Annotated in this window: 16 protein-coding genes; 12 read left to right on the top strand and 4 right to left on the bottom strand. The window is 69.4% G+C overall.

From position 1 onward, the window contains the following. Window positions 1-3 precede the first annotated feature (3 nt). On the bottom strand, window positions 4-1,317 hold the full coding sequence (locus AC07NG_RS17670) for a UDP-glucose dehydrogenase family protein (RefSeq protein ID WP_494595378.1): 1,314 nt from the start codon (window positions 1,315-1,317) through the stop codon (window positions 4-6). Window positions 1,318-1,975: 658 nt separating this feature from the next. Here AC07NG_RS17670 and AC07NG_RS17665 point away from each other — a divergent pair. From AC07NG_RS17665 to AC07NG_RS17650, 4 genes are all read left to right on the top strand, one after another. After that, window positions 1,976-2,518 carry a hypothetical protein gene (locus AC07NG_RS17665; protein ID WP_110133398.1) on the top strand — a complete coding sequence of 181 codons (543 nt, stop codon included), beginning with the start codon at window positions 1,976-1,978 and terminating at the stop codon, window positions 2,516-2,518. Between the two features lie 115 nt (window positions 2,519-2,633). After that, entirely contained in the window at window positions 2,634-3,908 is a 1,275-nt protein-coding gene (locus tag AC07NG_RS17660; protein WP_494595377.1) for an outer membrane beta-barrel protein, read from the top strand. A 169-nt stretch (window positions 3,909-4,077) separates the two neighbouring features. Beyond that, the gene (locus AC07NG_RS17655) at window positions 4,078-6,300 is read left to right on the top strand and encodes a GumC family protein (protein WP_494595375.1); all 2,223 of its coding nucleotides are present in this window, start codon (window positions 4,078-4,080) and stop codon (window positions 6,298-6,300) included. Window positions 6,301-6,346: 46 nt separating this feature from the next. Next, window positions 6,347-8,185: an O-antigen ligase family protein gene (locus AC07NG_RS17650; RefSeq protein ID WP_494595373.1), complete on the top strand. Its 1,839-nt coding sequence runs from the start codon at window positions 6,347-6,349 to the stop codon at window positions 8,183-8,185. A 58-nt stretch (window positions 8,186-8,243) separates the two neighbouring features. Here the strand turns inward: AC07NG_RS17650 and AC07NG_RS17645 are convergent, their stop codons facing one another. Continuing rightward, window positions 8,244-8,393 carry a hypothetical protein gene (locus tag AC07NG_RS17645; protein ID WP_158285848.1) on the bottom strand — a complete coding sequence of 50 codons (150 nt, stop codon included), beginning with the start codon at window positions 8,391-8,393 and terminating at the stop codon, window positions 8,244-8,246. Between the two features lie 242 nt (window positions 8,394-8,635). On the opposite strand from AC07NG_RS17645, the gene pssZ reads away from it, so the two are divergent. Further along, window positions 8,636-9,262 (top strand): exopolysaccharide biosynthesis protein PssZ, encoded by a 627-nt coding sequence (gene pssZ / locus AC07NG_RS17640; protein WP_492856400.1) that lies wholly within the window; start codon window positions 8,636-8,638, stop codon window positions 9,260-9,262. 113 nt (window positions 9,263-9,375) lie between these two features. On the opposite strand, the gene AC07NG_RS17635 is transcribed toward pssZ, so the two are convergent. Then, window positions 9,376-10,227 carry a transglutaminase-like cysteine peptidase gene (locus AC07NG_RS17635; RefSeq protein ID WP_494595371.1) on the bottom strand — a complete coding sequence of 284 codons (852 nt, stop codon included), beginning with the start codon at window positions 10,225-10,227 and terminating at the stop codon, window positions 9,376-9,378. Between the two features lie 250 nt (window positions 10,228-10,477). On the opposite strand from AC07NG_RS17635, the gene AC07NG_RS17630 reads away from it, so the two are divergent. The 4 genes from AC07NG_RS17630 (at window position 10,478) to AC07NG_RS17615 (ending at window position 16,935) form a co-directional block, all read left to right on the top strand. After that, on the top strand, window positions 10,478-11,275 hold the full coding sequence (locus tag AC07NG_RS17630) for a metallophosphoesterase family protein (protein ID WP_492856321.1): 798 nt from the start codon (window positions 10,478-10,480) through the stop codon (window positions 11,273-11,275). A gap of 67 nt (window positions 11,276-11,342) precedes the next feature. Continuing rightward, entirely contained in the window at window positions 11,343-11,939 is a 597-nt protein-coding gene (locus AC07NG_RS17625) for a polysaccharide biosynthesis/export family protein (protein ID WP_494595480.1), read from the top strand. Window positions 11,940-12,108: 169 nt separating this feature from the next. Next, window positions 12,109-14,541, top strand: coding sequence for a bifunctional diguanylate cyclase/phosphodiesterase (locus tag AC07NG_RS17620; protein WP_492856323.1), 2,433 nt, complete (start codon window positions 12,109-12,111; stop codon window positions 14,539-14,541). 78 nt (window positions 14,542-14,619) lie between these two features. Beyond that, window positions 14,620-16,935 (top strand): hybrid sensor histidine kinase/response regulator, encoded by a 2,316-nt coding sequence (locus AC07NG_RS17615; RefSeq protein WP_494595368.1) that lies wholly within the window; start codon window positions 14,620-14,622, stop codon window positions 16,933-16,935. A 310-nt stretch (window positions 16,936-17,245) separates the two neighbouring features. Here AC07NG_RS17615 and AC07NG_RS17610 read toward each other — a convergent pair whose 3' ends face one another. Beyond that, window positions 17,246-18,784, bottom strand: coding sequence for a helicase HerA-like C-terminal domain-containing protein (locus AC07NG_RS17610; RefSeq protein ID WP_494595366.1), 1,539 nt, complete (start codon window positions 18,782-18,784; stop codon window positions 17,246-17,248). A gap of 109 nt (window positions 18,785-18,893) precedes the next feature. Here AC07NG_RS17610 and AC07NG_RS17605 point away from each other — a divergent pair, with 109 nt between their 5' ends. The 3 genes from AC07NG_RS17605 to AC07NG_RS17595 all read left to right on the top strand — a co-directional run bounded on the left by AC07NG_RS17605 (window position 18,894) and on the right by AC07NG_RS17595 (window position 26,586). Further along, window positions 18,894-20,021 carry an AI-2E family transporter gene (locus AC07NG_RS17605; RefSeq protein WP_492856326.1) on the top strand — a complete coding sequence of 376 codons (1,128 nt, stop codon included), beginning with the start codon at window positions 18,894-18,896 and terminating at the stop codon, window positions 20,019-20,021. Between the two features lie 338 nt (window positions 20,022-20,359). After that, window positions 20,360-25,174, top strand: coding sequence for an NAD-glutamate dehydrogenase (locus AC07NG_RS17600; protein WP_494595364.1), 4,815 nt, complete (start codon window positions 20,360-20,362; stop codon window positions 25,172-25,174). A gap of 236 nt (window positions 25,175-25,410) precedes the next feature. Further along, window positions 25,411-26,586, top strand: coding sequence for a DUF418 domain-containing protein (locus AC07NG_RS17595; protein ID WP_494595362.1), 1,176 nt, complete (start codon window positions 25,411-25,413; stop codon window positions 26,584-26,586). The last annotated feature ends 207 nt before the right edge of the window (window positions 26,587-26,793 follow it).

The raw sequence follows: 26,793 nt of genomic DNA, 5'->3' as shown, positions 1-26,793 counted from the left end.
GGCCTACTTCGCCCCGCGCCCCACCGAGGCATAGGTGAACCCGGCCCGCACCATTTCGGCGGGCTTGTAGATATTGCGCAGGTCGACGACGACCGGGGCGGCCAGCAGGCCCTTGAGGCGGACGAGGTCGAGGGCGCGGAACTGGTCCCACTCGGTGAGGATCAGCAGCACGTCGGCGCCCTGGGCGGCCTCGTAGGGACCGCCGACGAACTCGACGCCCGGCAGCAGGTGCTCGGCCTCGTGGCGGCCTTCGGGGTCGAAGGCGCGGACCTTGGCGCCCCTGGCCTGCAGGGCCGGCAGGATGTCGAGGCTGGGGGCGTCGCGCATGTCGTCGGTGTTGGGCTTGAAGGTCACGCCCAGCACCCCGACGGTCTTGCCCGACAGGTCTTCGGCGCCGAGCACGGCGGCGACCTTGTCGGCCATGGCCTTCTTACGGGCGGTGTTGACCTCGACCGTGGTCTCGATCAGCCGGGTCGGCGCGCCGTAGTCGGCGGCGGTCTTCACGAGGGCGATGGTGTCCTTGGGGAAGCACGAGCCGCCGTAGCCGGGGCCGGCGTTGAGGAACTTGCTCCCAATGCGCTTGTCCAGGCCGATGCCCTTGGCCACCTGCTGCACGTCGGCCCCGACCTTTTCACAGAGGTCGGCCATCTCGTTGATGAAGGTGATCTTCATGGCCAGGAAGGCGTTGGCGGCGTACTTGATCAGCTCGCTGGTGCGGCGGCCGGTGAAGACGATCGGGGTCTCGTTCAGGCTCAGCGGGCGATAGAGCTCGCGCATCACCGCCTGGGCCCGCTCATCCTCGGTGCCCACGACCACGCGGTCGGGACGCTTGAAGTCCTCGATGGCCGCGCCTTCGCGCAGGAACTCGGGGTTGGAGACCACGGCGAACTGGGCGTTGGGGGCCACGCGCTTGACGATGGCCTCGACCTCGTCGCCGGTGCCGACCGGCACGGTCGACTTGTTGACGATCACGGTGAAGCCGTCGATCAGGCCGGCGATCTCCTCGGCCGCGGCGTAGACGTAGGAGAGGTCGGCATGGCCGTCGCCGCGACGGGTGGGGGTGCCCACGGCGATGAACACCGCGTCGGCGTCCTTGATCGCCTGGGCGCCTTCCAGGGTGAACGACAGCCGGCCTTCGCGGACGTTGCGGGCGACCAGATCGTCCAGGCCCGGCTCGAAGATCGGAATCTCGCCGGCCAGCAGCCGCGAGATCTTGCGCGGATCCTTGTCGATGCACGTCACCACGTGACCGAAGTCCGCAAAACACGCCCCAGACACCAGGCCCACATAGCCCGTGCCAATCATCGCTACGCGCATCGAAACCTCTTCGTTCGGATCGGGCCGGATGCTCGCCGCCCCAGGACTGAGGAGGATGGCGCGGGCGAGGTCAGGCGTGGCCTCCATGCGCCGCGCAAGCGTGCGGCGCAATACGGCAAAGCGCCTTTCCGCACCGGGAGACCGGACAAGCGATCAAGGCTGTACTATAAGGATTCATCTCCCTGAGGTTGCATCGTGCTCATCGCCATCACCGTCATCGTCTTTCTCGTCGCACTACTCATCTGGCCCAGCATCGAGCGGCCGGTGGTGCGAGGACTGCGCCGCATGACGCGTCGGCGACGTTGAGTGCTCTGTGTGCGAACGAGCCGATATTGAACAGACGACAATTGGCTCTGCTCATTGATCATAAACTCGACTCTATGGCCGAGCTTGATGCTCTCCAGGCGAGTCGATGAGTTGTCGCGGGAAATATTCGCCTTTCAGGATATAGAACCGATGGTTCCCGGGCTTCATGCCCGCGTCACAGGCATGGCCTAAGAATTGATCCTGGCAGAAGCAGGTCGCTCAGGGATTGTTGCGCATCTGTGCAAAAACCGTCTCTGTCGCGGCCGAATTAACCGAACGCCGGGATTTAGGGCTGGCAATAGCCCTTGGTTGCGGCCTATAGGAAAACGCGCATTACTAATGGGGGTAAACCATGTCATCGCGTTTCGCCAAGGCCGCCGCGCTTGGCCTGGTCATTACCGTAGCGCCGCTCGCTTCGATCGCGGCTTCGCTGCAGGCTCCGGCCGCCGCCACCGAGACGGCCGCGCCGACCGCTGAAGATCTGCAGTCGGTGATCGCCGACGCGGCGACCGCCGCCGCCGCCGATCCCGGCTACGCCGCCCTCGACGCCGCCGGCAAGCAAGCCGCCGTCAAGGCCGCGATCGCCGCCGCCCTCGCCAAGACCGGCGCCTCCCCGGCCGTGATCGTCGCCGCCCTGACCCAGGCCGCCGCCAGCGGCCTGATCACCGGGACCATGGCCGTCGACGTGGCCTCGGCCGTGTCGCCGGAGCTCGGCGCCCAGGTGGCCTCGGCCACCGGCGCGACCGGCACCGTCACCGCGGCGACCGACGGCGGCGACTCCGTCACCGTGCTGTCGAGCCTCGACGGCGCGGCCGGCGGTGGCGGCGACGCTGGTACGCCGGGCGCTCAGTATGATCCGTGCGCCGGCGTCATCGCCGACTATTGCGGCACCTGATCGCCGTCTAGAACTTCGGCGCTCTTCGCGCCCTCGGGTTTCGTCGGCGAGCCCTTTTTGTTTGTGTCGGGTTTCCGAAAAGACGGCCTGATGGTCGTCGAAGTGGGGATGGATAATGAGAATTCTGGCTTCAGCCGCGGTCGCGGCCGTGCTCGTCGCGGCTGCGCCGCAGATGGCGGCTGCGCAAGACGCCGCCACCAGCTTCAAGCGTGACAAGCACGTCAGCGTGCGCCAGCGTCCGCGCCCGGACTACGAGGCCGCGGGCGTTCGCCTGGGCGCGTTCAAGGCGTATCCCCGGCTGACGATCGAAGCCGAGCGGGACGACAACATCTACGCCGTCGCCGCCAGCGAGACGAGCGACACCATCTGGCGCGTGAAGCCGGAACTGGCGCTGCGTTCGGACTGGTCGCGTCACGCCGTGGGCGCCTTCGCCTCGGCCTCGGTGAACCGCTATTCGAACCACGACACCGAAAACAACGAGGAATACACCCTCGGCGTGAACGGCCGTCTGGACGTCGTGCGCGGCACGAACATCTCCGGCTCGCTGCAGTACCAACAGCTGATCGAGCCGCGTTCGGCGCCGGAATCCCTGGCCACCGCCCTGGCCCCGATCGAGTACTCGCTGCTCACGGCCAACCTGAAGGGCGTCAAGGAGTTCAACCGCCTGCGCATCACGGGCGACCTGACCAGCAAGGCCTACGACTACAAGGACGGCCGCCTGGCGGTGACCGGCGGCGGCACGACCGTGCTGGACCAGGACTTCCGCGATCGCGACCAGGTCCGCTACGGCGTCAAGGCCGACTACGCGGTCAGCCCCGACACCGCCTTCTACGTCGCGCTGGCCGGCGACTCCCGCCGCTATGACGTCACCAAGACCCGCGACTCCGACGGCTACAACCTGACCGCCGGTGTCGACTTCGAACTGGCCCAGGCGATCCGCGGCCAGGTCGACGCCGGCTACATGAAGCAGACCTACGACAACTTCGCCGGCGGCAGCCGCGACGTCAGCGGCTTCAGCACCAAGAGCAAGGTCGAGTGGTTCCCGACCGAGCTGACCACGGTCACCTTCAACGCCTCGCGCGCCATCGAGGAAGCCGTGGTCTCGGCCTCGCAGGGCTACGTGTCGACCAACAGCTCGGTCGCCGTCGACCACGAGCTGCTGCGCAACGTGCTGCTGTCGGGCCAGGCCAGCTTCGGCAAGGACGACTACGACGGCATCGATCGCGCCGACAAGCGCACCGGCGGCAAGCTGTCGGCCGCCTATCTGATGAACCGCCGCGTCGGGGTCTTCCTGACCTACACCTACGCCAAGACCAAGTCCGACGGCGTCGACAAGTCCAAGAGCTTCACCGACAACAAGCTGGCCGCCTCGGTCGCCTTGCAGTTCTAAAGGCCTGGCGGCCGAACTTTCATCGGTCGCCGCGCCCCCGGTTGTTCGAAAGTGGAGCCGGTTAATCCATTGCCGATGTTTCCGACGGTAATGGTCGAGCTCCAGGCCTGAAATAGGTCACGGTCCTTCGCTAGCCGGGGGGCCGTTCGACCAGTGAAGAGTGCGCATCATGGACGGCTCGACCTTCGAGACCCAAACCGCTCCGGCGTCCGACGCCGGAGCGCCTGCGTTCGACCTCAACGTCATCATCGCCGTGTTCCGGCGGCGGCTGCGACTGTTCGCGGCCGTGGCGCTGGCGGTGTTCGTGGCGGTCGTGCTCTACACGCTGCAGCAGACGCCCACCTACTCGACCGCCGCCCAGGTAATGCTGGACGTGCGTCAGGAGCAGGTCGCCCCCGACATGAACGCGGTGCTCTCGGGCCTGCCGGCTGACAGCGCCGTGGTCGACACCGAGGTCGAGGTGCTGCGTTCGCGCTCGCTGGCCGGCCGCGTGGTCCAGAAGCTGAAGCTCGAGGAAGACCCGTACTTCAACCCGAGCCTGGCCGGCGCCAAGGGCGTCCGCGCCTGGCTGCCGTTCCTGAAGAAGGCCGTCACCCCGGCCGACAAGCTGAGCGACGTCGAGATCCAGCGCCGCCGCGAGCGCATCGTCGACCGCGTGCTGTCGGGCCTCAACGTCCGCCGCGCGGGCGTCACCTACCTGATCACGGTCCAGTACACCCACCCCGATCCGGCCCAAGCCGCCAAGCTGGCCAACGCCTTCGCCGACCTCTACCTGACCGAACAGCTTGAGGCGAAGTTCGACGCCACCAAGCAGGCCAACGAGTGGCTGAACACCCGCGTGGCCGACCTGCGCGGCGAGCTGCAGCAGGCCGAGGCCGACGTCCAGCAGTACAAGATCGCCAACAACCTGATGAGCGCCCAGGGCGCGACCCTGACCGAGCAGGAGATCTCGGGCCTGAACCAGCAACTGGCCGGCGCCCGCGCCGAGCAGGCCGAGACCGACGCCCGCCTCAGCATCGCCCGCAGCCAGCTGGCCCGCGGCAGCACCGGCGAGGACGTCGGGGAGTCGCTGAACTCGCCGGTCGTGCAGCAGCTGCGCAAGCAGCGCGCCGAGAAGAGCGCCGCCGTGGCCGACCTGTCGGGCCGCTATGGCGACCGCCACCCCGACCTGCTGAAGGCCCGCCGCGAACTGGCCGACATCGACGGGCAGATCCAGGCCGAGATCAAGCGCATCATCTCCAACCTCGAGGCCCAGGCCCAGGTCGCCCGCCAGCGCACCGGCTCGATGGCCGGCAGCGTCGGCGCCGCCCGCGGGGCCCTGGCCGGCAACAACCGCGCCGGCATCCGCCTGGGCGAGCTGGAGCGCAAGGCCGACTCCGTTCGCACGCTGTATGAATCGCTGCTGGGTCGCTTCAAGCAGACCACGGCGCAGCAAGGCATCGAGCAGGCCGACGCCCGCGTGGTGTCGCGCGCCACGATCCCCACCCGTCCCAGCGCGCCCAAGCCGTCGCTGAACCTGATGATCGGCCTGGTCGTCGCCTTGGGCGCCGGCGTCGCCGCCGTGGTCCTGGCCGAGATCCTGATGGCCGGCCTGTTCACCGAGGACGAGGTCGAGCGCCGCCTGGGCGTCTCCTACCTGGGCTCGGTGCCGCTGCTCAGCTCCACCCTCGACGACTCCCGCGCCCTGCGTGGCCTGACGCCGCCGGACTACCTGCTAAACAAGCCGCTCTCCAGCTTCGCCGAAAGCCTGCGCAAGCTGCGCGCGGCGATCCTGTTCTCCAAGGTCGGCGAGCCGGTGAAGGTGATCGCGGTCACCTCGTCGCTGCCGGGCGAGGGCAAGACCACCACCACCTTCTCGCTGGGCCGTACGCTGGCCGCTTCGGGCGCCAATGTCGTCGTCGTCGACTGCGACCTGCGCCAGGGCGCGATCAACCGCTTCCTGCCCACGGCCCCGACCGTGGGCCTGATCGAGGTGCTGAACGGCGCCGCGACCCTGGACGAGGCGCTGGTCAACGACGAGAGCGGCGCCAAGGTGCTGCCGCTGATGAAGTCGGCCTACACGCCGCGCGACGTCTTCGGCTCGGCCGCGTTCCTGCGGCTGCTGGCGGAACTGCGCCAGCGCTTCGACGTGGTGCTGCTCGACACCGCCCCGCTGCTGGCCATCGCCGACACCCGCATCCTGGCGCCGCACGCCGACGCCGTGGTCATGCTGGCCCGCTGGAAGCGCACCCCGGTCAAGGCCATCACCTCGGCCCTGTCGCTGCTGCAAGGCCGCGGCGTGTTCCTGGCCGGCGTGGCCCTGACCCAGATGGATCTGAAGGCGCAGTCCCGCTACGGCTACGGCGACGCCGGCTACTATTACAAGAGCTACCGAAAGTACTATGCCGACTGACGCGGGGCGGACCCGGCGGCTCGCGGGGTCCGAAACCGCCGCCTGTTTGGTCCTGACGGGCCTGGTGTTCGCCGCCGTCCTGGCCTTCGGGGCCAGCGAACTGGCGGTGGCGGCCGGCTTCTCGGCGCTCTACGCCCTGTTCCTCGTCGGCCTGCTGGCCAGCTGCGGCTGGGCGCGCCGTGACCTGTCCCGACTCGGCGGATGGCTGGTTCCGGGCGTGCTGGCCGCCCTGCTGCTGGCCGCCGTCCTCTGGCCGCTGACCCCCTGGACGCCCGACGGCGCCCACCCGGTCTGGTCCTACGTTCCGAAAGCCTTCGCCGCCACGACGCTGGACCGTTCGGCGGTGCTGCTGAACGTCGTCAACCTGCTGGGCCTCTTCTGTCTCTACGTTTCGGCGCGGGTGATCGGCGCGTCGCAGACGCGCGGCCGCCGCCTGCTGTTCTGCCTGCTCGGCGCCATGGCGATCTACGCCGCCGGCGCGCTGGCGCAATACGTCTCGGTGCGCGGCGCGGGCCGGATGCGCGCCACCCTGCTGGGTCCCAACAGCGCCGCCACCGTCTTCGCCGCCGCCCTGGTCATGGCCGTGGCGGCCCTCGCGGCGCGGCTGCGCCGGGGCGGGGCGCGCATGCTGCGCCAGGGCGATCCGCGGGCCGTCAGCCTGGCGAGCCTGAGCGCCCTGCTGCTGGTCTGCCTGCTGATGACCGCCTCGCGCGGCGGTCTGGTCGCGGCGGTGTTCGGCGTCGGCCTGTTCGTCGCCTGGGAGCTGTTCTCCGGTCGCGGCGCCACGCGCAAGGCCGCGGTGTTCTACGCCCTGGTCGCCCTGCTGGTCGCCGGCGTGCTGGTGTTCAACGGCGCGGGCCTGGTGTTCGAGCGCTTCGGCATGGCCCAGCAGAACCTCGACGTCCGCGCCCAGATCGTCGCCCCGCACTGGCGCGCCTTCCTGGCCGCGCCTTGGTTCGGCTACGGCCTGGGATCGTTCCCGACGGTCAACCAGCTGGTCGTCACCCAGGACAGCCTGCCGGCGCTCTACAATGTCCGCGCCGTGCACAATCTCTATGTCCAGTGGCTGGAGGAAGCCGGCGTGGTCGGGACAGCGCTGATGGCGGCCCTGTTCCTGGAACGCCTGGCCCCGATCGGCCGCGCGGCCCTGGGGTCGGACGGCCTTTCGGTCTGGTCGCGGGGCGCGGTCTGCGCCGCGGCGGTGTTCCTGGTCCACGGTCTCAGCGATTTCGCCCTGCAGGCGCCGGCCATCCAGGCCCTGGCCGTGGTCGGTCTCGGCGTGGTCGGCGGCATGGCGACGGGGCGTCGCGAGGCTCGCGGCGCGCCCAGCTCGCGGCCCGCGCGGCTGATGCTGGCGGGAGCGGCCGCCTGTTATCTCGTGGCGGCGAGCGCGGCCGCGCCGATGCTGGCGGTCAAGCTGGACGGCGACCTGTCGCCCTGGCCCACGGCCTCGGCCGAGGTCCTGGCCTCGCGGATCGAGCGGGGCCTGTCGCAGGGCGCGCCGTCGCGGCAAGAACTGGCGACGCTGGACGGTCTCAGCGACCGCGAACTGGCCCTGCGGCCGGGATCCGGCTCGGCCTGGCTGCGGCGGGCGGCGGTGGACGCGGCGGCCGGGCGCGACAAGGCCGCGGCCCAGGCGCTGGAGCGATCGTATCTGGTGGCGCCGCTGCAGACGGGGCTGTTCCGCGCGCGGACGGTATTCGCCTTCGAACGCTGGGACCGGCTGACGCCGGCGGCCCGCGAGCAGGCGCTCTATCATCTGGGGGCGGAGTGGCGCCTGCGGGGCAAGCCCAAGCGGTTCATCGCCCTGGCCAACAGCATCCGCAACCCGGCGGGCCGGGTGGGCATGGCGCTGGAGCTGACGGCGCTGGGCGTTCGGCCCTGATCTAGACGCTGATCCCGGTGCGGGGCGCCGTCAGGGCCTGAAGGTCAGGTCTGGGGGATCAGAACAGCAGGCGGACGGCTTCGACCGCCGCGTACCACAGGCCGGCGGAAACGACGGCGGCCAGGCCCCAGCCGATGGCGCGCGGCAGACGGCGCGGCGCCGGGATCGTCTGGGCGAGGCTGTTCAGCGAGAGATTGACGTGCGGCATGGAACCCGAAGTCCTACGCGCAGGCCCTCCCTACGCGACTACAGCCTAGTTCGCTGACCCTAAAGCCTGCGTGAAGGAACAGGGTTTATGCAATGTCACTATATTTATGGTTAAGTATCAGTTTCCGCGCGACGTCGTCGAAGAGTTGCATTAGGTAGTTAGATACGAAGTGGGGCGGGCTTCGTTTTGTGTGTGGTGGGATAGGGGGTTGCGCTGTGAGCGGAAGCTCGAACACCGAACTCATGGGCGGCGTCCAGTCGGAGATTCTTCCGCGCGTGGCTGTCGACCCCGGCAAGCGTGTGATCGACGTCGTCGTTTCAGGCCTTGCACTGATCTTTTTCGCGCCCGTGCTTCTGCTTGCGGCGCTGTTGATCAAACTTGAATCGCCTGGACCGATCCTGTTCCGCCAGACGCGGGGCGGGCTGAACGGTCGCACCTTCACGATCTTCAAGCTGCGCTCGATGCGCTGCGAGGAGAACGGCGACAAGGTCGTCCAGGCCAAGCGCGACGACGACCGCATCACCAAGATCGGCAAGATCCTGCGCACCACCAGCATCGACGAGCTGCCGCAGCTGCTCAACGTGCTCAAGGGCGACATGTCGCTGGTCGGTCCGCGTCCGCACGCCATGGCGCACGACGCCTATTACGGCGCGCTGATCTCGACCTATCACATGCGCTTCCAGGCCAAGCCGGGCCTTACCGGTCTGGCCCAGATCCGCGGCCTGCGCGGCGGCACCACCGACGTCGAGGCCATGGCCGCCCGCGTGAAGGCCGACATCGCCTATATCGACGGCTGGTCGCTGTTCAGCGACATCCGCATCATCCTGCTTACCGTGCCGCACCTGCTGCTGGCCGAGAACGCCTACTAGGCTTCAGCCTGAAGGCGCCTGACCAAAGGGCGCCGCACCAAGATTAAAGGCCTCGCTCCGGGATCCGGAGCGAGGCCTTTCTCTTTGGGCTGAGATCCGGGGAGGGCCGGGGCTCAGCTCACCGAGACCCAGGCCGACGAGCCGGCCACCTGGCGCTCGATCCAGCGATAGTTCAGTTCGCTCCAGGGCGTGGCCCAGGGCGTCAGGTTGTCGAGCACCCAGTCGCCCTGCTCGAAGGCGACCAGCAGCACGGCGTGGCTTTCGCCGCGGGCGGTGACCGCGACGGCCATCGACAGGGCCGAGGCCGGCACGCCCGCCTCGATCAGGCGGCGGCGCTTTTCCAGCGCATAGTCTTCGCAGTCGCCGTACATCTTGCCGTCGATGACCTTCGGCAGCGACCAATACTCGGCCAGGCCGTAGAGATCGAAGTCGTCGGCCTTGCGGACTTCGCGGTTCACCTGGCGATTGATCTCGTTGATCAGCTTCATCTGGTCGCGGGTCAGGCGGGCCAGGCCGTCGACGTCCGAAGCCAGCGTCATGGCCGGTTGGGCGGAGGCGGCGGGCGTCGTCGCCAGCAGGGCGGCCAGGGTCTGGTCCAGCGAGCTCAGGCGAATGTTAACGTCCGGGCGCACGGCGCGCAGGACTTCGATGGTCTGGACGGAAGTATCTTCGTCTTCTTCTACTGCCGAGACGGCCAGCGGGGCCGAACCCCAGGTCAGGCGGCGCTCGCCGATCGACGAGGTGTTGATGGCGGCGGAATTGGCGTCGAGCGCCAGGGCGGCGACCTCTTGCGGCGGCGCGATGCAGCTCGCCTGATCCCGCTGGCACAAGGCTTTGAAGCCCGGAGGGGCCGCGGCCGGGGCGCCATGCGGCATGAAGGCCGGCGGCGCGGCCATGGCGGGCGCGGCGGCGATCATCGCGCTCAGGGCGACGGCGGCGGATCCAAGAAATGCGGAGATCTTCATGGTGGTCTCGCGAAGTTCGTGAGTCCATCTTGTGATCTTCCATTGAATATCGGATCAAAATGCTTGGTGTTTTAACGAATAAGCGATCTGGTTTATTCGGTATTATTGATAATCGTCTCTGAATATTCACGGTGAAATTGCCGTGCAAATTCTCGGTGTATTTCGTGTTAACAATGGCGCGCGGCGACAGTTGCCGCCCGCAAGCGGCTGAGGCAGTTTGAAGCCTCGTTTTCCGTCATCGTCAGAGCCCATGGTTTTCCGCTTCCTGCGTCCCAAGTCCGCGTCGAAGGCCAAGACCGCCAGCACCGGCGGGCGGGTGGTCTACGCCGTGGGCGACGTCCACGGCCGCCTCGACCTGCTCGACGACCTGCTCGACGCCGTGGCCGCAGACTTCGCGGGCCTGGGCCGCCAGGACCGGCCGGTGCTGGTGTTCGTCGGCGACTACATCGACCGCGGCGCGGACTCGGCCGGGGTGATCGACCGGGTCGAGGCGCTGAAGGCGGTGTCCGGCGGCGCCTCCGGCTTCGAGGTGCGGGCCCTGATGGGCAATCACGAGCAGACCCTGCTGCAGTTCCTCGACGATCCCGAGGGCGGGCCGGTGTGGGCCGAGTTCGGCGGCGGCGAGACCCTGGCCTCCTACGGCGTCGCCCGCCCGGCCGGTCGCGATCCCGAGGCCTGGCGCGCGGCGCAGGAGCAGTTCCAGCGCAACCTGCCCAGCCGGCACCTGGCCTTCCTGCGCCAGCTGGAGCTTTCAGCCCTCTATGGCGACTACCTGTTCGTCCACGCCGGCGTGCGGCCGGGCCGCTCCCTGGCCGAGCAGGACCCGCAGGACCTGCTGTGGATCCGCGGCGACTTCCTGCACCAGCCCCACGGCCTGGGCCTGGTGGTGGTGCACGGCCACACCCCCGACGAGGAGCCGTTCGTTGGGCCGCACCGCATCAATGTCGACACCGGAGCCTACGCCACGGGCGTTCTGACCGCCGTTCGCCTGGGCGAAGGACCGCCTTCGATGCTGCAGGCGCGAAAACGTCGAGCCGTACCGGCGTGATGCTTGTGACTGTCCTTCGCCCATGCCATGAGACCGGCGAGGGATGCAGCCAAGAGACGTGACCAGCATGATTACCGTTCGGCGCTTCATTCGGGCGGCTTCGCTTTGCCTGGCCCTCGCCGCCGTCGCACCGGCCGCCCAGGCCCAGGGCGCTCCGCCCGCGCCCCAAGCCAGCGCCCCGATCACCGCCGACCAGGCCGCCGGCCTCGACTACCAGCTGGGCTCGGGCGACAAGGTCCGGGTCACGGTCTTCGGCGAGCCGTCGCTGTCGGGCGAGTTCTACGTCACCGGCTCGGGCAAGCTGTCCCTGCCGCTGGTCGGCGAGGTCAAGGCCGAGGGCCTCAGCGTCCGCCAGTTCCAGGACACGGTCGAGACGGCCCTGCGCGACGGCTACCTGAAGGAGCCACGCGTCAGCGTCGAGGTGCTGAACTTCCGCCCGTTCTACATCCTGGGCGAAGTCACCAAGCCGGGCACCTATCCTTATACTTCGGGCCTGACCGTCCAGAACGCCGTGGCTACGGCCGGCGGCTACACCTACCGCGCCGACAAGGGCAAGGTGTTCATCAAGCACGACGGCGAAGAGAAAGAGACCAAGGTCGAACTCACGCCCTCGACCAAGGTCGGCCCGGGCGACACGGTCCGTATCGGCGAACGCTTCTTCTAAGAAACACCGCGCGGGCGCGGTATATTTCGTGCAATCGGACGGATTAAGGTTCGATTCACTACGAAATGCGGCGATGGGCCGCGCCTGCGACTACCTGGCCGCGTATTAGAAACCATTTTTTTGTATCTTTCCGCACAGAGTGGCTTCGTACCACTCTGGGGGAACGCCTTTGTTGAAGGTTCTGACCTGCCTCACCGGGCAGCATGACTTCAGGCTCGTGCTCGTCGCCGGCCTCGTCTGCTTCGCCGCGTGTTTCACGGCGTTCCGTCTTTTCTCGCGCCTGCGCGGGGCCCGCGGCCTGGTCCGCGGCGCCTGGCTGCTGCTCACCGGCCTCGTCGCCGGCTCGGGCGTCTGGGCCACCCACTTCATCGGCATGGTCGCCTACGACCCGGGCCTGAAGACGGGCTACAGCCCGGCCGGCACCCTGCTGTCGCTGATGATCGCCGTGCTGTTCATGGCCGCCGGCTTCGCCGTGGCCTCGGCCGAGCGCACCCGCACCAACGACTGCGCCGGCGGCCTGCTGCTGGGCCTGGGCATCGGGGCGATGCACTACACCGGCATGTCGGCCTTCGTGACCCAGGGCTACGTGGTCTGGGAACAGGCCACCGTCGCCGTTTCGGTGCTGATCGGCGTCGCGTTCTCGGCCGGCGCCCTGGTGCTGGGCGGCCGCGCCCGCACGCTGCCCAAGCAGCTGATCGGCGGCGGCATTCTGACCCTGGGCGTCTGCGGCCTGCACTTCACCGGCATGGGCGCTGTGACCATCATGCCCGACGCCAGCGTCATCGTGCCCGAACAGCTCCTGTCGGGCGCCGTGCTGACCCTGGCCGTCACCTCGATCACCGGCCTGATCATCCTGGGCGGCCTGGGCGCGGTGACCATCGAGTCCTCGACCAGCCGTTCGGCCCTCGACCGCATCCGCCGCCTGGCCAACGCCGCCTATGAAGGCATCGTCGTGGTTCAGGACGGCCGCATCAACGACGCCAACGCCGCCTTCTGCGAACTGGCCGGCGCCTCGCTGGACGAACTGGTCGGCAAGCCGCTCTACAACGCCATGCTGACCTTCGACGGCAAGGAATCCTCCCGCGAGGGCGTGCGCCGCGAAGGCCTGCTTCAGCCGCCCGAAGGCGGCCGCGCCATTCCGGTCGAGGTGTTCTCGCGCCTGATGGACGACGGCGCCCGCACCGAGACCTCGGGCCTCACCGTGCTGGCCATCCGCGACCTGCGCGAGCGCCGCTCGGCCGAGGAGAAGATCCGCTATCTCGCCGAACACGACGGCCTGACCGGCCTGCCCAACCGCAACTCGCTGCAGGTGCGCCTGGCCGCCGCGCTCGAGCGCGTCGAGGCCTCGGGCGAAAGCCTGGGCCTGGTCTGCATCGACCTCGACCACTTCAAGGAAGCCAACGACCTGCACGGCCACCTGGCGGGCGACGCCCTGCTGGTCGAGGCCGCGCGCCGCCTCCAGGAGTCGGTCACCGCCCCGTCCTTCGCCGCGCGCCTCGGCGGCGACGAATTCATCATCGTGCAGATCGCCGCCGGCGACCAGCCGACCGCCGCCGCCGAACTGGCCGGCCACGTGCTGGAACAGCTGTCGTTGCCCACCGTCTACGAAGGCCAGGACCTGGCCATGGGCGCGAGCCTCGGCGTGTCGCTGTTCCCCGACGACGGCCGCACCGCCGAGGCCTTGCTGGCCAACGCCGACATGGCCCTCTACCGCGCCAAGGAAAGCGGCCGCGGCGTCTATCGCTTCTTCAAGCGCGAGATGGACGAGACGATCCGCGAGCGCCGCACCCTGGCCCGCGAGCTGCGCCAGGCGATCACCGACGAGGAGCTGGTGGTGTTCTACCAGCCGCTGGCCCGCGCCGCCGACGGCGAGGTCTGCGGCTTCGAGGCCCTGGTCCGCTGGAAGCACCCGGTGCGCGGCATGGTCCCGCCGCTCGACTTCATTCCGGTGGCCGAGGAGAACGGCCTGATCACCCAGCTGGGCGAGTGGGTCCTGCGCCGCGCCTGCGCCGACGCCGCCAGCTGGGACCGCCCGCTGCGCATCGCCGTCAACCTGTCGCCGCTGCAGCTGAACCAGCCCAACCTGCCCACCCTGGTGCACGAGGTGCTGATCGCCACCGGCCTGTCGCCCTCGCGACTGGAGCTGGAGATCACCGAAAGCGCCCTCTTCAAGGACTACCAGCGCGCGCTCGACAACCTGCGCCGTCTGAAGGCCCTGGGCGTTCGCATCGCCATGGACGACTTCGGCACAGGCTTCTCGTCGCTGTCGACCCTGCAGTCGTTCCCGTTCGACAAGATCAAGATCGACAAGAGCTTCGTCGAGAACATCCACCGCCACGACCGCGCCACCGTCATCGTGCGCGCCGTGCTGGGCCTGGGCCGCAGCCTGGAGATCCCGGTCGTGGCCGAGGGCGTCGAGACCCAGGAGCAGATCGACTTCCTGCGCGGCGAGGCCTGCGCCGAGCTGCAAGGCTACGCCATCGGCCGTCCGGGTCCGCTCGACAGCCTGTCGGCCTGGACCCTGGCCAGCGCCGCCGCCGTGTTCGAGCCCCTCCCTGAAGCCGCCAAGGCTCCGAAGGTCAAGGTTCGCGGCGCGGCCTGATCCGCCGGAACCTTCACCGCTGAGGGGCGTTAGCCCAAGCGCCCTCCTGGGGGTGTGCGCGTGATCTAGGGCGGCGGCATGGGCCAATTTCTGAGCCGGACGGCGATCCGCTTCGCCTCGTCCGTCGATCGGCCGATCCTTCGGCTGTGCCTCGTGGTCCTGGCCGTGGGGCTGGCGGCCGCGGCGCGCGTCGGCGCCGTCGCCCTGACCAACCATCCGAGCAATTTCCCGCCGTTCTTCGTGGCGGTGATGCTGGCCGCCCTGGTCGGCGGCCTGTGGGGCGGGCTGCTGGCGGTCGGGGCCAGCGCCCTGCTGGTCAAGCTGCTGTGGATGGGACCGCTGGACGCCGTCGAGGCCGCCCAGCTGGCGACCTTCGCGGTGAGCGCCGGCCTGATCGTGCTGTTCGTCGCGGCCCTGCGGCTGGCGGTGCGCAACGGTTTTGCGGCCGAGGAGCGGTTCCGCATCGCCCAGGAGGCCTCGCTCGACGCCTTCGTCATCCTGGAGCCGATCCGCCGCGGCGGCCAGATCATCGACTTCCGCTGGACCTACGCCAACCCCGCCGCCCAGGCCATGCGGCCCAAGGGGATCTCCACCCTGACCGGCCGCCGGGTGCGCGACGTCTTCCGCGACGACACCGGCGAGCAGATGCTGGTCCGCCTGACGCGCCTGCTCGACGAGGGCGGTCCCGACGACCTGGAACTGATGCGGGTGATCGACGGCGAGCCGCGCTGGGTGCGCTCGTCCGGCGTGCGGATCAGCGAGGGCCTGGCCATCACCTTCCGCGACGTGACCCGCGAGCGCCAGGCCGCCGCCGCCCTGCGCACCAGCGAGGAGCAGTTCCGGGGCGTGGCCAACGCCGCCCCGGTGATGATCTGGATCTCCGACATCGACGGCGACTGCGTCTGGTTCAACGACGCCTGGCTGAAGTTCACCGGCCGCTCGCTGGAGGAGGAGACGGGCAGGGGCTGGGCGCATGGCGTCCATGCCGACGACCTGGGTCCCGCCGAGGCCGAGGTGCTGGCCGCCACCAAGCTGCGCCAGCCGTTCCGCGCCGCCTTCCGGCTGAAGCGCGCCGACGGCGCCTGGCGCTGGATCAGCAGCGCCGGCGCCCCGCGCCACGACGCCTACGGCCAGTTCCAGGGCTATATCGGCAGCTGCTTCGACAACACCGAGGTGGTCGAGACCACCCTTGAGCTCGAAGCCCGCGTGGTCGAGCGCACCGCCGCCCTGGAGGCCAGCATCGCCGAGCGCGCCAAGGCCGAGGCGGCGCTCGCCCAGGCCCAGCGGCTGGAGACGGTCGGCCGCCTGACCGGCGGGGTGGCCCACGACTTCAACAACCTGCTGACCGTGATGGTCGGCGGGCTCGACATGATCCTCAAGAAGCCCGGCGACGTCGCCCGGGTGCAGCGGCTGGGCGAGGCGGCCCTGGCGGCCGGCCAGCGCGGCGAGCGCCTGACCCGCCAGCTCCTGGCCTTCTCGCGCAGTCAGGAACTCAAGCTCGAGGTCGTCGACATCGCCGGCCTGATCCTGCAGGTCGAGCCCCTGGTCCGCCGCGCCGCCGGCGACGCCAAGACCCTGGTGGTCGAGGCCGATCCGCGTGCCGGCGCCAGCCGCGTCGACGCCGCCCAGTTCGAGGCGGCCCTGCTCAACCTCGTCGTCAACGCCGTCGACGCCACCCCCGACGCCGGGACCATCACCGTCTCGGTCACCGCCGAGGCGCTGGTTGACGGCCAGGCGGGCGAGGCCCCGGCCGGCGACTATGTGCGGGTCGCCGTCACCGACACCGGCCACGGCATGTCGCCCGAGGTGCTGGGCCGGGTGTTCGAGCCGTTCTTCACCACCAAGGAGGTGGGCAAGGGCACCGGCCTGGGCCTGGCCCAGGTCTACGGCTTCGTGCGCCAGTGCGGCGGGGCGGTGACCATCGACAGCCAGGAGGGCCGAGGCACGACGGTGTCGCTGCACCTGCCGGCCGCCGCGCCCGAGGCGGCGGGGGCGATCGTCGTCGAGGCCGGTCCGGAGGCCGATCTGTCCGGCGTGCGCGTGCTGCTGGTCGAGGACGACGCCAGCGTCCGGGCCATCACCGAGGGCGCGCTGTCGGAAATGGGCTGCATCGTCGTGGTCGCCGAGCACGGCCACGCGGCCCTGGCGCGCCTGGAGGCCGAGCCGCCGTTCGACGTGCTGCTGTCGGATCTGGTCATGCCCGGCGGCGTCAGCGGCGTCGAACTGGCCCGCATCGCCGTCCAGCGCGACCCCGACATGGCCGTCCTCCTCACCACCGGCTACGCCGGCGACCGCCTGGCCGCCGCCCTGGAGGACTCGCCGTGGCCGGTCCTGCGCAAGCCGTTCCGGATAGAGCAGCTGCGAAGCGCGCTGGCCGAAGCCATCCGACGCTGATCCCTCTCCCCTTGCGGGAGAGGGTGGCCCTGCGGAGCAGGGTCGGGTGAGGGGTCTCTCAAACATGAAACGCCGCGACAGCCGATCAGCCGTCGCGGCGTTTTTCGTGGGTGCGACCCCTCATCCGACGGCCTTCGGCCGCCACCTTCTCCCGCAAGGGGAGAAGGGAAACCACAAGGAATCTCCCCCTGTGGGGGAGGTGATCGCGCAGCGATCGGTGGGGGGAGCGGCTGCGAAATCGGCCAAAGCACGGCAAGCTGAAAACGGCCCCCCACCGGCCTTCGGCCGCCTCCCCCAGAGGGGGAGGTTTCTACCGCCTCCGGCTCAATCCCCCCAGCAGCCCGCGCATGATCTCCCGCCCCGCCTGGCTGGCCACCGTGCGGATCAGCGACTTGGCGAAGGTCTCGGCCATGCCCTGGCGGTTCGACGCCCGAGGCCGCGAAGCCCGCGCATCCTCGCGTTCCTCCTGAGCCCGCTGGCGCTCGCGCACCTTCTCTTTCGCCGCCCGCTGGCGCTCGGCCTCGGCCGCGTCCTCCGCGGCGGCGGCGTCCTTCTGGGCCTGGGCGGCGCGGCCTTGCAGGGTCTCGTAGGCCGAGGCGCGGTCCTGCACCTGGTCGTAGAGGCCGGCCACCGGGCTCTTGGCGACGGCGGCGGCGCGTTCTTCCGGCGTCAGCGGGCCTAGGCGCGAGGCCGGCGGGCGGATCAGGGTTTTCTGCACCACGGTCGGCGCGCCCTTGGCGTCGAGCACCGAGATCAGCGCCTCGCCCACGCCCAGGGCCTGGATGGTCTCGGCGGTGTCGAAGGCCGGATTGACCCGGAACGACTGCGCCGCCGCCTTCAGCCCCTTCTGGTCGGCGGGGGTGTAGGCGCGCAGGGCGTGCTGCACCCGGGCGCCCAGCTGGCCCAGCACCGCGTCGGGAATGTCGGCCGGGTTCTGGGTGACGAAATAGATGCCCACGCCCTTGGAGCGGATCAGCCGCACCACCTGCTCGATCTTCTCGATCAGCGGCTTGGGCGCGTCGTTGAACAGCAGGTGCGCCTCGTCGAAGAAGAACACGAGCTTGGGCTTCTCCGGATCGCCCACCTCGGGCAGCTCCTCGAACAGCTCCGACAGCAGCCACAGCAGGAAGGTCGAATAGAGCTTGGGCGACTGGATCAGCTTGTCGGCCGCCAGGATGTTGACGTAGCCGCGCCCCGTCACGTCGATGCGCATGATGTCGGAGAGCTTCAGGGCCGGCTCGCCGAAGAAGTGCTCGGCGCCCTGCGTCTGAAGGGTCAGCAGCTTGCGCTGGATCGCGCCCACCGTGGCCGGCGAGACGTTGCCGTACTGCGTGCCGATGTCGGCGGCGTGGTCGGCCACGTATTTCAGCGCCGCCTGAAGATCCTTCAGGTCCAGCAGCAGCAGGCCGTCCTTGTCGGCGACGTGGAAGGTGATGGTCAGCACCCCTTCCTGCACGTCGTTGAGCTCCAGCAGCCGCGACAGCAGCACCGGCCCCATCTCCGAGATGGTGGTCCGGATCGGGTGACCCTTCTCGCCGAACAGGTCCCAGAAGATGGTCGGCGGCGCGCCGGGGCTGAGCGCGATATCCATCGAGGCGGCGCGGGCCAGCATCTTCTCGTTGGGCGTTCCCGGGGCGGCGACGCCCGAGAGGTCGCCCTTCACGTCGGCGGCGAACACCGGCACCCCGGCGTCGGCGAAGGCCTGGGCCATGATCTGCAGGGTCACCGTCTTGCCGGTGCCCGTCGCACCGGCCACCACGCCGTGGCGGTTGGAGCGGTCCAGCCGCTGTGTGACCGGCCCCTCACCAAGCCCAATGAGGATCTCGCCGTCGCCGATCTCCAGGGTCATGCGCAACTTCCCTACATGATTGAGGCTTAAGCCTAGCTCTAAGCCTTGTCCTTCGCCATTCCGGCTGAACAATGGTCCCCAAGACTTACGTCAAAAGAGATTCCCGTCGATGACGACCGCTCCGCCCTCGATCACCAGCCGCAACGCCGTCGTCTTCCTGGCGGTGGTGGCCGCCGGCGCGGCCATGTACTTCGCGCGCGACATCCTCACCCCGCTGGCCCTGGCCGCCTTCCTGGCGGTGATGATCGACAGTTTCGCCCGGGTGCTGAGCAACCGGGTGCCGAAGTTCCCGCAGCGCCTGGCCCTGCCGATGGCGATCCTGCTGTCGCTGCTGCTGTTCGGCGGCTCGGTGTGGATCGTGGTCGACAACGGGGCCGAGTTCGTCGGCCAGGCCAAGGCCTACGCCCCGCGCCTCAACGAGGTGATCGCCAAGGTCACCGGCCTGGTGGGCGTGCAGGTGCCCCCGACCATCGACGACCTGATCGCCCAGCTCAATCCGCAGCAATATGTCGGCGCCGTCGCCGGCAGCCTGCAGAACTTCGCCTCCAACGCCGTGCTGGTGCTGATCTATCTGGGCTTCATCGTCGCCTCGCGCCGGGGCTTCTCGCGCAAGATCGTCGCCCTGTTCCCGCACCACGCCGAGCGCGACCGCTCGATGGCCCTGTTCCAGCGCATCCGCAACGGGGTGGAGCAGTACCTGTGGATCCAGACCGTCACCGGCCTGATCATCGCCATCGCCGCCTGGGCGGTCATGGCCCTGGTCGGGCTCGACAACGCCTTCTTCTGGGCCTTCCTGATCTTCATCGCCAGCTACATCCCGATCCTGGGCGGGGCCGTCGGCTGCATCCTGCCGCCGCTGTTCGCTCTCGTGCAGTTCAATCACACCCTGCTGCCGGCCATCATCCTGGCCGCCGCCCTGCAGGTGATCTACTTCGTGGTCGGCAACGTCGTGCTGCCGCGCATGCAGGGCGACAGCCTGAACATGGACCCGACGGTGGTGCTGCTGTCGCTGGCCGTCTGGGGCGCGCTGTGGGGCGTCACCGGCATGTTCCTGTCCACCCCCCTCACCGTGGCCGTGATGCTGATCCTGGCCCAGTTCGACGGCACCCGCTGGATCGCCATCCTGCTGTCGGAAGACGGCGATCCCAGCGGCGAGAAAGCCGTCGAGCACGGCCCGGCGGGCGTTGCCAAACAGGGTTCGGCGAGAAAAAAGCCAAGTTTGAAAAAAGGGGCTTAAATTCCGAAAAGGCGCGCCTATCTAAGTCTCGTACCGGGAGCCCCCACCCCGGTCCCGCGCGACGCCAGCCTGCTTTACCTGGCGCGTCGTAAGCGGAAACAGCCCGCCGCTCCCCCCAAGGCGGGCCTGCGCCGCCGGTCTCCCCCCACCGGCGGCGCTTCCGTTTCCGGACCGCATTTCCGAACAATCAACGGTCATCCGGCTCGGCTAGAAATGTGGGTGGCGCATCCTTCGGAATTTGGCAGTTTAGGCAAAATATTGTTCGGTTCTCAGGCGCGTGTGTTGAACGCGCGTGGGAAAGGGCTAGGTTGTCGCCAAAAATTCGCGAGGAAATACCCATGGTCGGCGAAAATGACCGCAAGGCGAACCAGCAGGCGTCCAACGCTCTGAGCGCGGCCCTGGCCGCGGCGCTGGGCGGATCGCTTTCCCCGCCCCAGGCTCAGTTCGCGGCCCTGGCGTCGGAAGACTGGTCGGCCGAGGAACTGCCCGGCGTCGGACCCGCCGAAGTGGCCGCCGGTCTCGCCGAACTCTGGCGCTTCGCCGAATCCGCCGCCGACCAGCCCCTGGCCCTGCGCGTCCGCGCGGCCGAAGGCGGCGACGTGCTCGAGATCGTCCAGCCCGACCGTCCCTTCCTCGTCGACAGCATCATGGGCGCCATCGCCGAGACCGGCTTCTCGGTGCGCGCCATGTTCCACCCGATGGTCGAACTGGCCGGCCAGCGCCGCTCGCTGATCCAGGTCTGGCTCGAGCCCGTCGGCCAGGACCGCGAGCAGGCCCTGCTGACCGCCGTCCGCGACGCCCTGGGCGACGCTCACCTGGCCGTCGACGACTTCGACGCCATGCGCGCCCTGATGCGCCGCACGATCGACGAGCTGCGCGGCGCGGGCGTCGACCTCCCCGCCGAAGAGCGTAACGAGGGCCTGGCCTTCCTCGACTGGCTGGAAGGCGACCACTTCGTGTTCCTGGGCGCGCGGGTCTACGACTATCCCCGCACCGCCGACGGCGGCTACGCGGCCGAGGAACCGCTGTACCAGCCGGAAGGCAGCCTGGGCGTCCTGCGCGACCAGACCCGCACCGTCCTGCGCCGCGAAAGCGAGCCGGCGATCCTGTCGCCCCAGGTCCGCGACCATCTGCTGCTCGGCGCGCCGCTGGTCGTCGCCAAGTCGAACCTGCGCTCCAAGGTCCATCGCCGCGGCTACATGGATTATGTCGGCATCCGCCGCTACGGCCCCGACGGCAAGCCCTCGGGCGAGGTCCGGTTCGTCGGCCTGTTCACCGCCGAGGCCTACGAGACCCCCGCCCACGAGGTGCCGCTGATCCGCCGCAAGGTCGAGCACGTGCTCGACCAGGCCGGCAAGGATCCTGACAGCCACAACGGCAAGCGCCTGCGCAACATCCTCGAGACCTGGCCGCGCGACGAGCTGTTCCAGATCGAGGAGGGCGACCTGCTCTCCATGGCGCTCGGCGTGCTGCACCTCTACGACCGTCCGCGCGTGCGCCTGTTCACCCGCCGCGACCCGTTCGACCGCTTCATCTCGGCCCTGCTGTTCGTCCCGCGCGAGCGCTATGACTCCGGCGTGCGCCAGCGGGCCGGCGAGCTGCTCAGCCAGGCCTTCGACGGCCGCGTCTCGGCCTACTATCCCAGCTTCTCCGACGCCCCCCTGGCGCGCGTGCACTACATCCTCGGCGTCAAGCCGGGCCAGCACGGCGACCCGGATCTGGCGGCCCTGGAAGCGGCCATCGCCGAGACCACCCGCACCTGGGACGACCGCTTCGAGGCCATCGTCCGCGAGCGCGGCGCCACCCGTCCGGTGGTCGACACCCTCTCCCGCTGGGCCGGCGCCTTCCCGCCCGGCTATCGCGACCAGTACGACGCTCCCGAGGCCCTGGCCGACATCGCCGTCGTCGACGACCTGAAGTCCGGCGAGGCCGTGCGCGTGCGCGCCTTCCGCCGCGAGGGCGACGACGCCCTGACCTTCCGCTTCAAGCTCTATCGCCCCGGCGCCGCCGCGCCCCTGGCCGACGTGCTGCCGATCCTCGAGCACATGGGCCTCAAGGCCCTGATCGAGGACGGCTTCAAGCTGAAGCCGATCGTCGACGGCCTGATCTCGCCGACCTGGGTGCACGAGTTCGTGCTGCGCGACGAGCAGGGCGAGCACCTGGCCTTCGCCGACGTGAAGGGCGCCTTCGAGGCCGCCTTCGTGGCCATCTGGACCGGCCGCGCCGAAAGCGACGGCTTCAACCGCCTGGTGCTGGAGCTGGGCGTCGACTGGCGCGAGGCCGCCCTGGTCCGCGCCCTGGCCCGCTACCGCCAGCAGACGGGCCTGGACCCGTCGCAGGCGGTGCAAGAAGCCGCCTTGGCCGACAATCCCGGCGTCGCCCGCCTGATCCTGGATCTCTTCCGCATCAAGTTCGATCCGGCCATCGCCGCCGACTTGGAGGCCCGCAAGGAGCAGGCCGTCGCGGTCGCCGACAAGATCACCGAGGCCCTGCAGGCGGTCGAAAGCCTCGACGCCGACCGGGCCCTGCGCCGCATCGCCGCCCTCGTGGGCGCGATCCAGCGCACCAACTTCTACCAGACGGCCGAGGACGGCGCGCCCAAGCCGCACATCAGCTTCAAGATCGCCTCGCGCGAACTGGCCGACCTGCCCGCGCCCAAGCCCTATCGCGAGATCTACGTCTCGGCCCCGCACGTCGAGGGCGTGCACCTGCGCTTCGGTCCCGTCGCCCGCGGCGGCCTGCGCTGGTCCGACCGCCGCGACGACTTCCGCACCGAGGTGCTCGGCCTGGTGAAGGCCCAGCAGGTCAAGAACGCCGTCATCGTGCCGGTCGGCTCCAAGGGCGGCTTCTATCCCAAGCAACTGCCGCGCGGCGGCGACCGCGACGCCATCCAGGCCGAGGCCATCCGCGCCTACAAGACCTTCCTGTTCGGCCTGCTCGACATCACCGACAACATCGACGCCGACAACAAGGTGATCGCGCCTGACGCCGTGGTCGTCCACGACGGCGAGGATCCCTATCTGGTCGTCGCCGCCGACAAGGGCACGGCCACCTTCTCCGACATCGCCAACGGCGTGGCGGAGTCCTACGGGTTCTGGCTGGGCGACGCTTTCGCGTCGGGTGGGTCGGTGGGCTACGACCACAAGGTCATGGGCATCACCGCCCGCGGCGCCTGGGAAGCGGTCAAGCGCCACTTCCGCGAACTGGGCAAGGACATCCAGTCCCAGCCCTTCACCGTCGTGGGCGTCGGCGACATGTCGGGCGACGTGTTCGGCAACGGCATGCTGCTGTCCAAGCAGACCCGGCTGCTGGCCGCCTTCGACCATCGCCACATCTTCCTCGACCCCGATCCGGATCCCGCGATCTCGTGGGAAGAGCGCGACCGGATGTTCAAGCTGCCGCGCTCGTCCTGGGCCGACTATGACGCCAGCAAGCTTTCCAAGGGCGGGGCCATCGTGCCCCGGAACCAGAAGGAGATCCCGCTGTCGCCCGAGGTCCAGGCCATGCTCGACCTCAAGGCCGCCAGCGTCTCGCCGGCCGAGCTGATGACCGCGATCCTCAAGTCGCGCGCCGAGCTGCTCTATCTCGGCGGCATCGGCACCTATGTGAAGGCCAAGGGCGAAACCAACGCCGACGCCGGCGACAAGGCCAACGACGCCATCCGCGTCAACGGCTCGGACCTGCGGGTCAAGGTGGTGGGCGAGGGCGCCAATCTGGGCCTGACCCAGGCTGGCCGCATCGAGTTCGCGCAAGCCTCTGGCCACCTGAACACCGACGCCATCGACAACAGCGCCGGCGTCGACAGCTCCGACCACGAGGTCAACATCAAGATCCTCACGGGCCTGCTGGAGCGCTCGGGCGACCTTACGCGTCCCAGCCGCAACACCCTGCTGGCCTCGATGACCGACGACGTCGCCCATCACGTGCTGGAGCACAACTACGACCAGACCCTGGCGCTGACCCTGCTGGAAAGCGACAGCGTCGAGGAGCTCGACTCCCACGCCCGCTTCATGAGCGAGCTGGAAGGTCGCGGCCGTCTCGACCGCAAGGTCGAGGGCCTGCCCGAGGCCGCCGTCCTGGCCGACCGCGCCCAGGCCAAGAAGGGCCTGACCCGTCCGGAGCTGGCCGTGCTGCTGGCCTACGGCAAGCTCGACCTCTTCGACGAGATCATCGCCTCGCGCGCCCCGGACGATCCCTGGTTCCAGGCCACCCTGCACGGCTACTTCCCCAAGGCGCTGGGCGTCTATGCCGACGCCATGCAGAAGCACCGCTTGAAGCGCGAGATCATCGCCACGGTGGTCGGCAACCAGATGGTCAACATGTGCGGCCCGACCTTCCCGAGCCGCCTGAAGGCCGCCGCCGGCTGCGACGTCGAGGCCCTGGTGGTCGGCTTCGCCGCCGCCCGCGAGATCCTCGGGATCGACGCCCTGTGGGACCAGGTCTCGGCCCTGGACAACCAGGCCGGCGCCGACGGCCAGACCGCCCTCTACAAGGCTCTGGCCTACGCCCTGCGCAGCCTGACCTTCTGGCTGGCCCGTCGGGCCTTCCGCGACAAGTCCAGCGTCAAGCAGCTGGTCGAGGCCTACGGTCCGTCGGTCGCCGCCCTCAAGAGCCTGACCCCGACGATCCTGTCGGGCTTCGAGCAGAAGACCACGGCCAAGCGCGCCAAGGCCTATGTCGCCGACGGCGCGCCCCAGGCCCTGGCCGAAGCGGTCGCGGCCCTGCAGCCGACGACCACGGCCGCCGACCTCGTCGACATCGGCAACGCCTCCAGCTGGAGCGTCGAGAACGTCGCCCGTCTCTACCACCAGGTCGGCGCGGCGCTGGGCTTCGACCGCCTGCGCTGGGCGGCCGGCCAGTTCGTCGGCGGCGACAGCTTCGAGCGCCTGGCCGTCCGTCGCCTGATCGAGGACCTGCTGTTCGAGCAGGCCGCCATCACCCAGGCGGTTCTGAAGTTCGCCGCCAACGCCCAGGCCGGCGATGACGAGAGCTCGGCCAAGGCCGCCGTGACCTCGTGGGCCGCCCTGCGCGCCGACCGCGTCAAGGCCGCCAAGCGCACGGTGGAAGACATCGAACAGGCCGGCGGCGGCTGGACCTTCGCCAAGCTCACCATCGCAAACGCGGCGCTGCGCGAGCTGTCGGTTCAGGGCTGATCGGCAAGTCCCTCTCCCCTTGTGGGAGAGGGTGGCCCCGCGGAGCGGGGTCGGGTGAGGGGTCTCTCAGACATCGAACGCCGCGACAGCCGATCCGCTGTCGCGGCGTTTCCGTGTGTGCGACCCCTCATCCGTCGACTTCGTCGCCACCTTCTCCCGCAAGGGGAGAAGGAACCGGCTGACGTCGTCCGCGAAGCCCGTCACCATCGCCCGGCAACAACCGGGGCAAGCGCCGCATGGCCGCCGACAAAGACCGCATCCTCCTGCTCGACGCGCTGCGCGGCCTCGGCGTGCTGGGCATACTGCTGTGCAACGCGCCCGACTTCGCCTTTCCCAGCGTGGTGGCCGAGAGCGTGCTGCACTGGCCGTTCGGGACGGGGACCGACACCCTGTCGGTCTGGCTGGTCACCCAGTGGCTGTTCCAGCGCAAGTTCGTCACCCTGTTCGCCATGCTGTTCGGGATCTCGATGTTCCTGGTCGGCGGCGAGCGGTCGCCCAAGGGCGATCGCCTGCTGCATCGGCGCCTTTTCTGGCTGCTGGCGTTCGGGATCGCCCACGGCTTCGCGATCTGGTGGGGCGACGTGCTGCTCAGCTACGCCCTGGCCGGCTTCGCCGTGGGCCAGGCGCGGTCGTGGTCGGCGCGGCGGCTGCTGGGCTGGGGCGTCGGCCTCTGGCTGGTCTTCGCCGTGCTGACGGGCCTGGCTATCGCCCTGGTCGGCGGCGACGCCCAGGCCCCGGTGGAAGCCGCCCGCGAGGCCGCCAGGTCGGCCGCGGCGATCGCGGCCTATCGCGGCGACTTCCTGCATTCCCTGGCCGCCAACGCCCGCGAGCGGCTGGAGGGGCTGCTGGCCGAACCGATCATCTTCCTGCTGACGACCAGCCTGATGATGATCGGCCTGGGCGCCTTCAAGACCGGCGTGTTCACCGGCGAGGCCTCGCGGCGCACCTACGGCGTGCTGATCGCCGTCGGCCTGGCGGCCCTGGCGGCCACCGGCTGGATCTATTTCGCCTTGGTGCTGGGCGGGCTGCCCGAGCGGCTGCTGAACCTGGCCAGCGCCGTGCAGACCATCACCGCCCCCCTGACCACCCTGGCCTATGTCGGTCTGATGGCCCTGGCGGCCGGCTCGACCGGTTTCTGGCGGAAGATCCCCGCCGTGCTGGCCCCGGTCGGCCAGATGGCCTTCACCAACTACCTTTCCCAGTCCTTGATCATGACCGCCATCTTCTACGGCGGACGCGGCCTTGGCCTCTACGCGCGCCTGGACCGCCCGGCCCTGGCCCTGATCGTCGTCGCCATCTGGATCGTCCAGATCCTGTGGTCGCGGTGGTGGCTCGATCGCTTCACCATGGGTCCGCTGGAATGGGTCTGGCGGCGGCTCTATCGCGGACCCGCGCCGCTGCGGCGGGCCTGAAACCCCTCTCTCCATGAGAGAGGGTTTCGGTGACCGCTCCCCAAGGTCTCCGCAGCACGGGCGGGGTTGAAAAGTTTGGGAGGCCGGCGATTGTCAGTGTCGGTCACAAGAAACCGCCGAGCGAACGGCGTGCGTCACATGTCTGTCGCCGCTCGTCGCTAACGCCGCTTGCAGACGCCGTGGGCGTCCCGTCGGGGAGTGCGTACA

The sequence above is a fragment of the Caulobacter sp. GW821-FHT10C03 genome, assembly GCF_059415485.1.
This window is presented reverse-complemented; position numbering and strand designations above follow the sequence as displayed.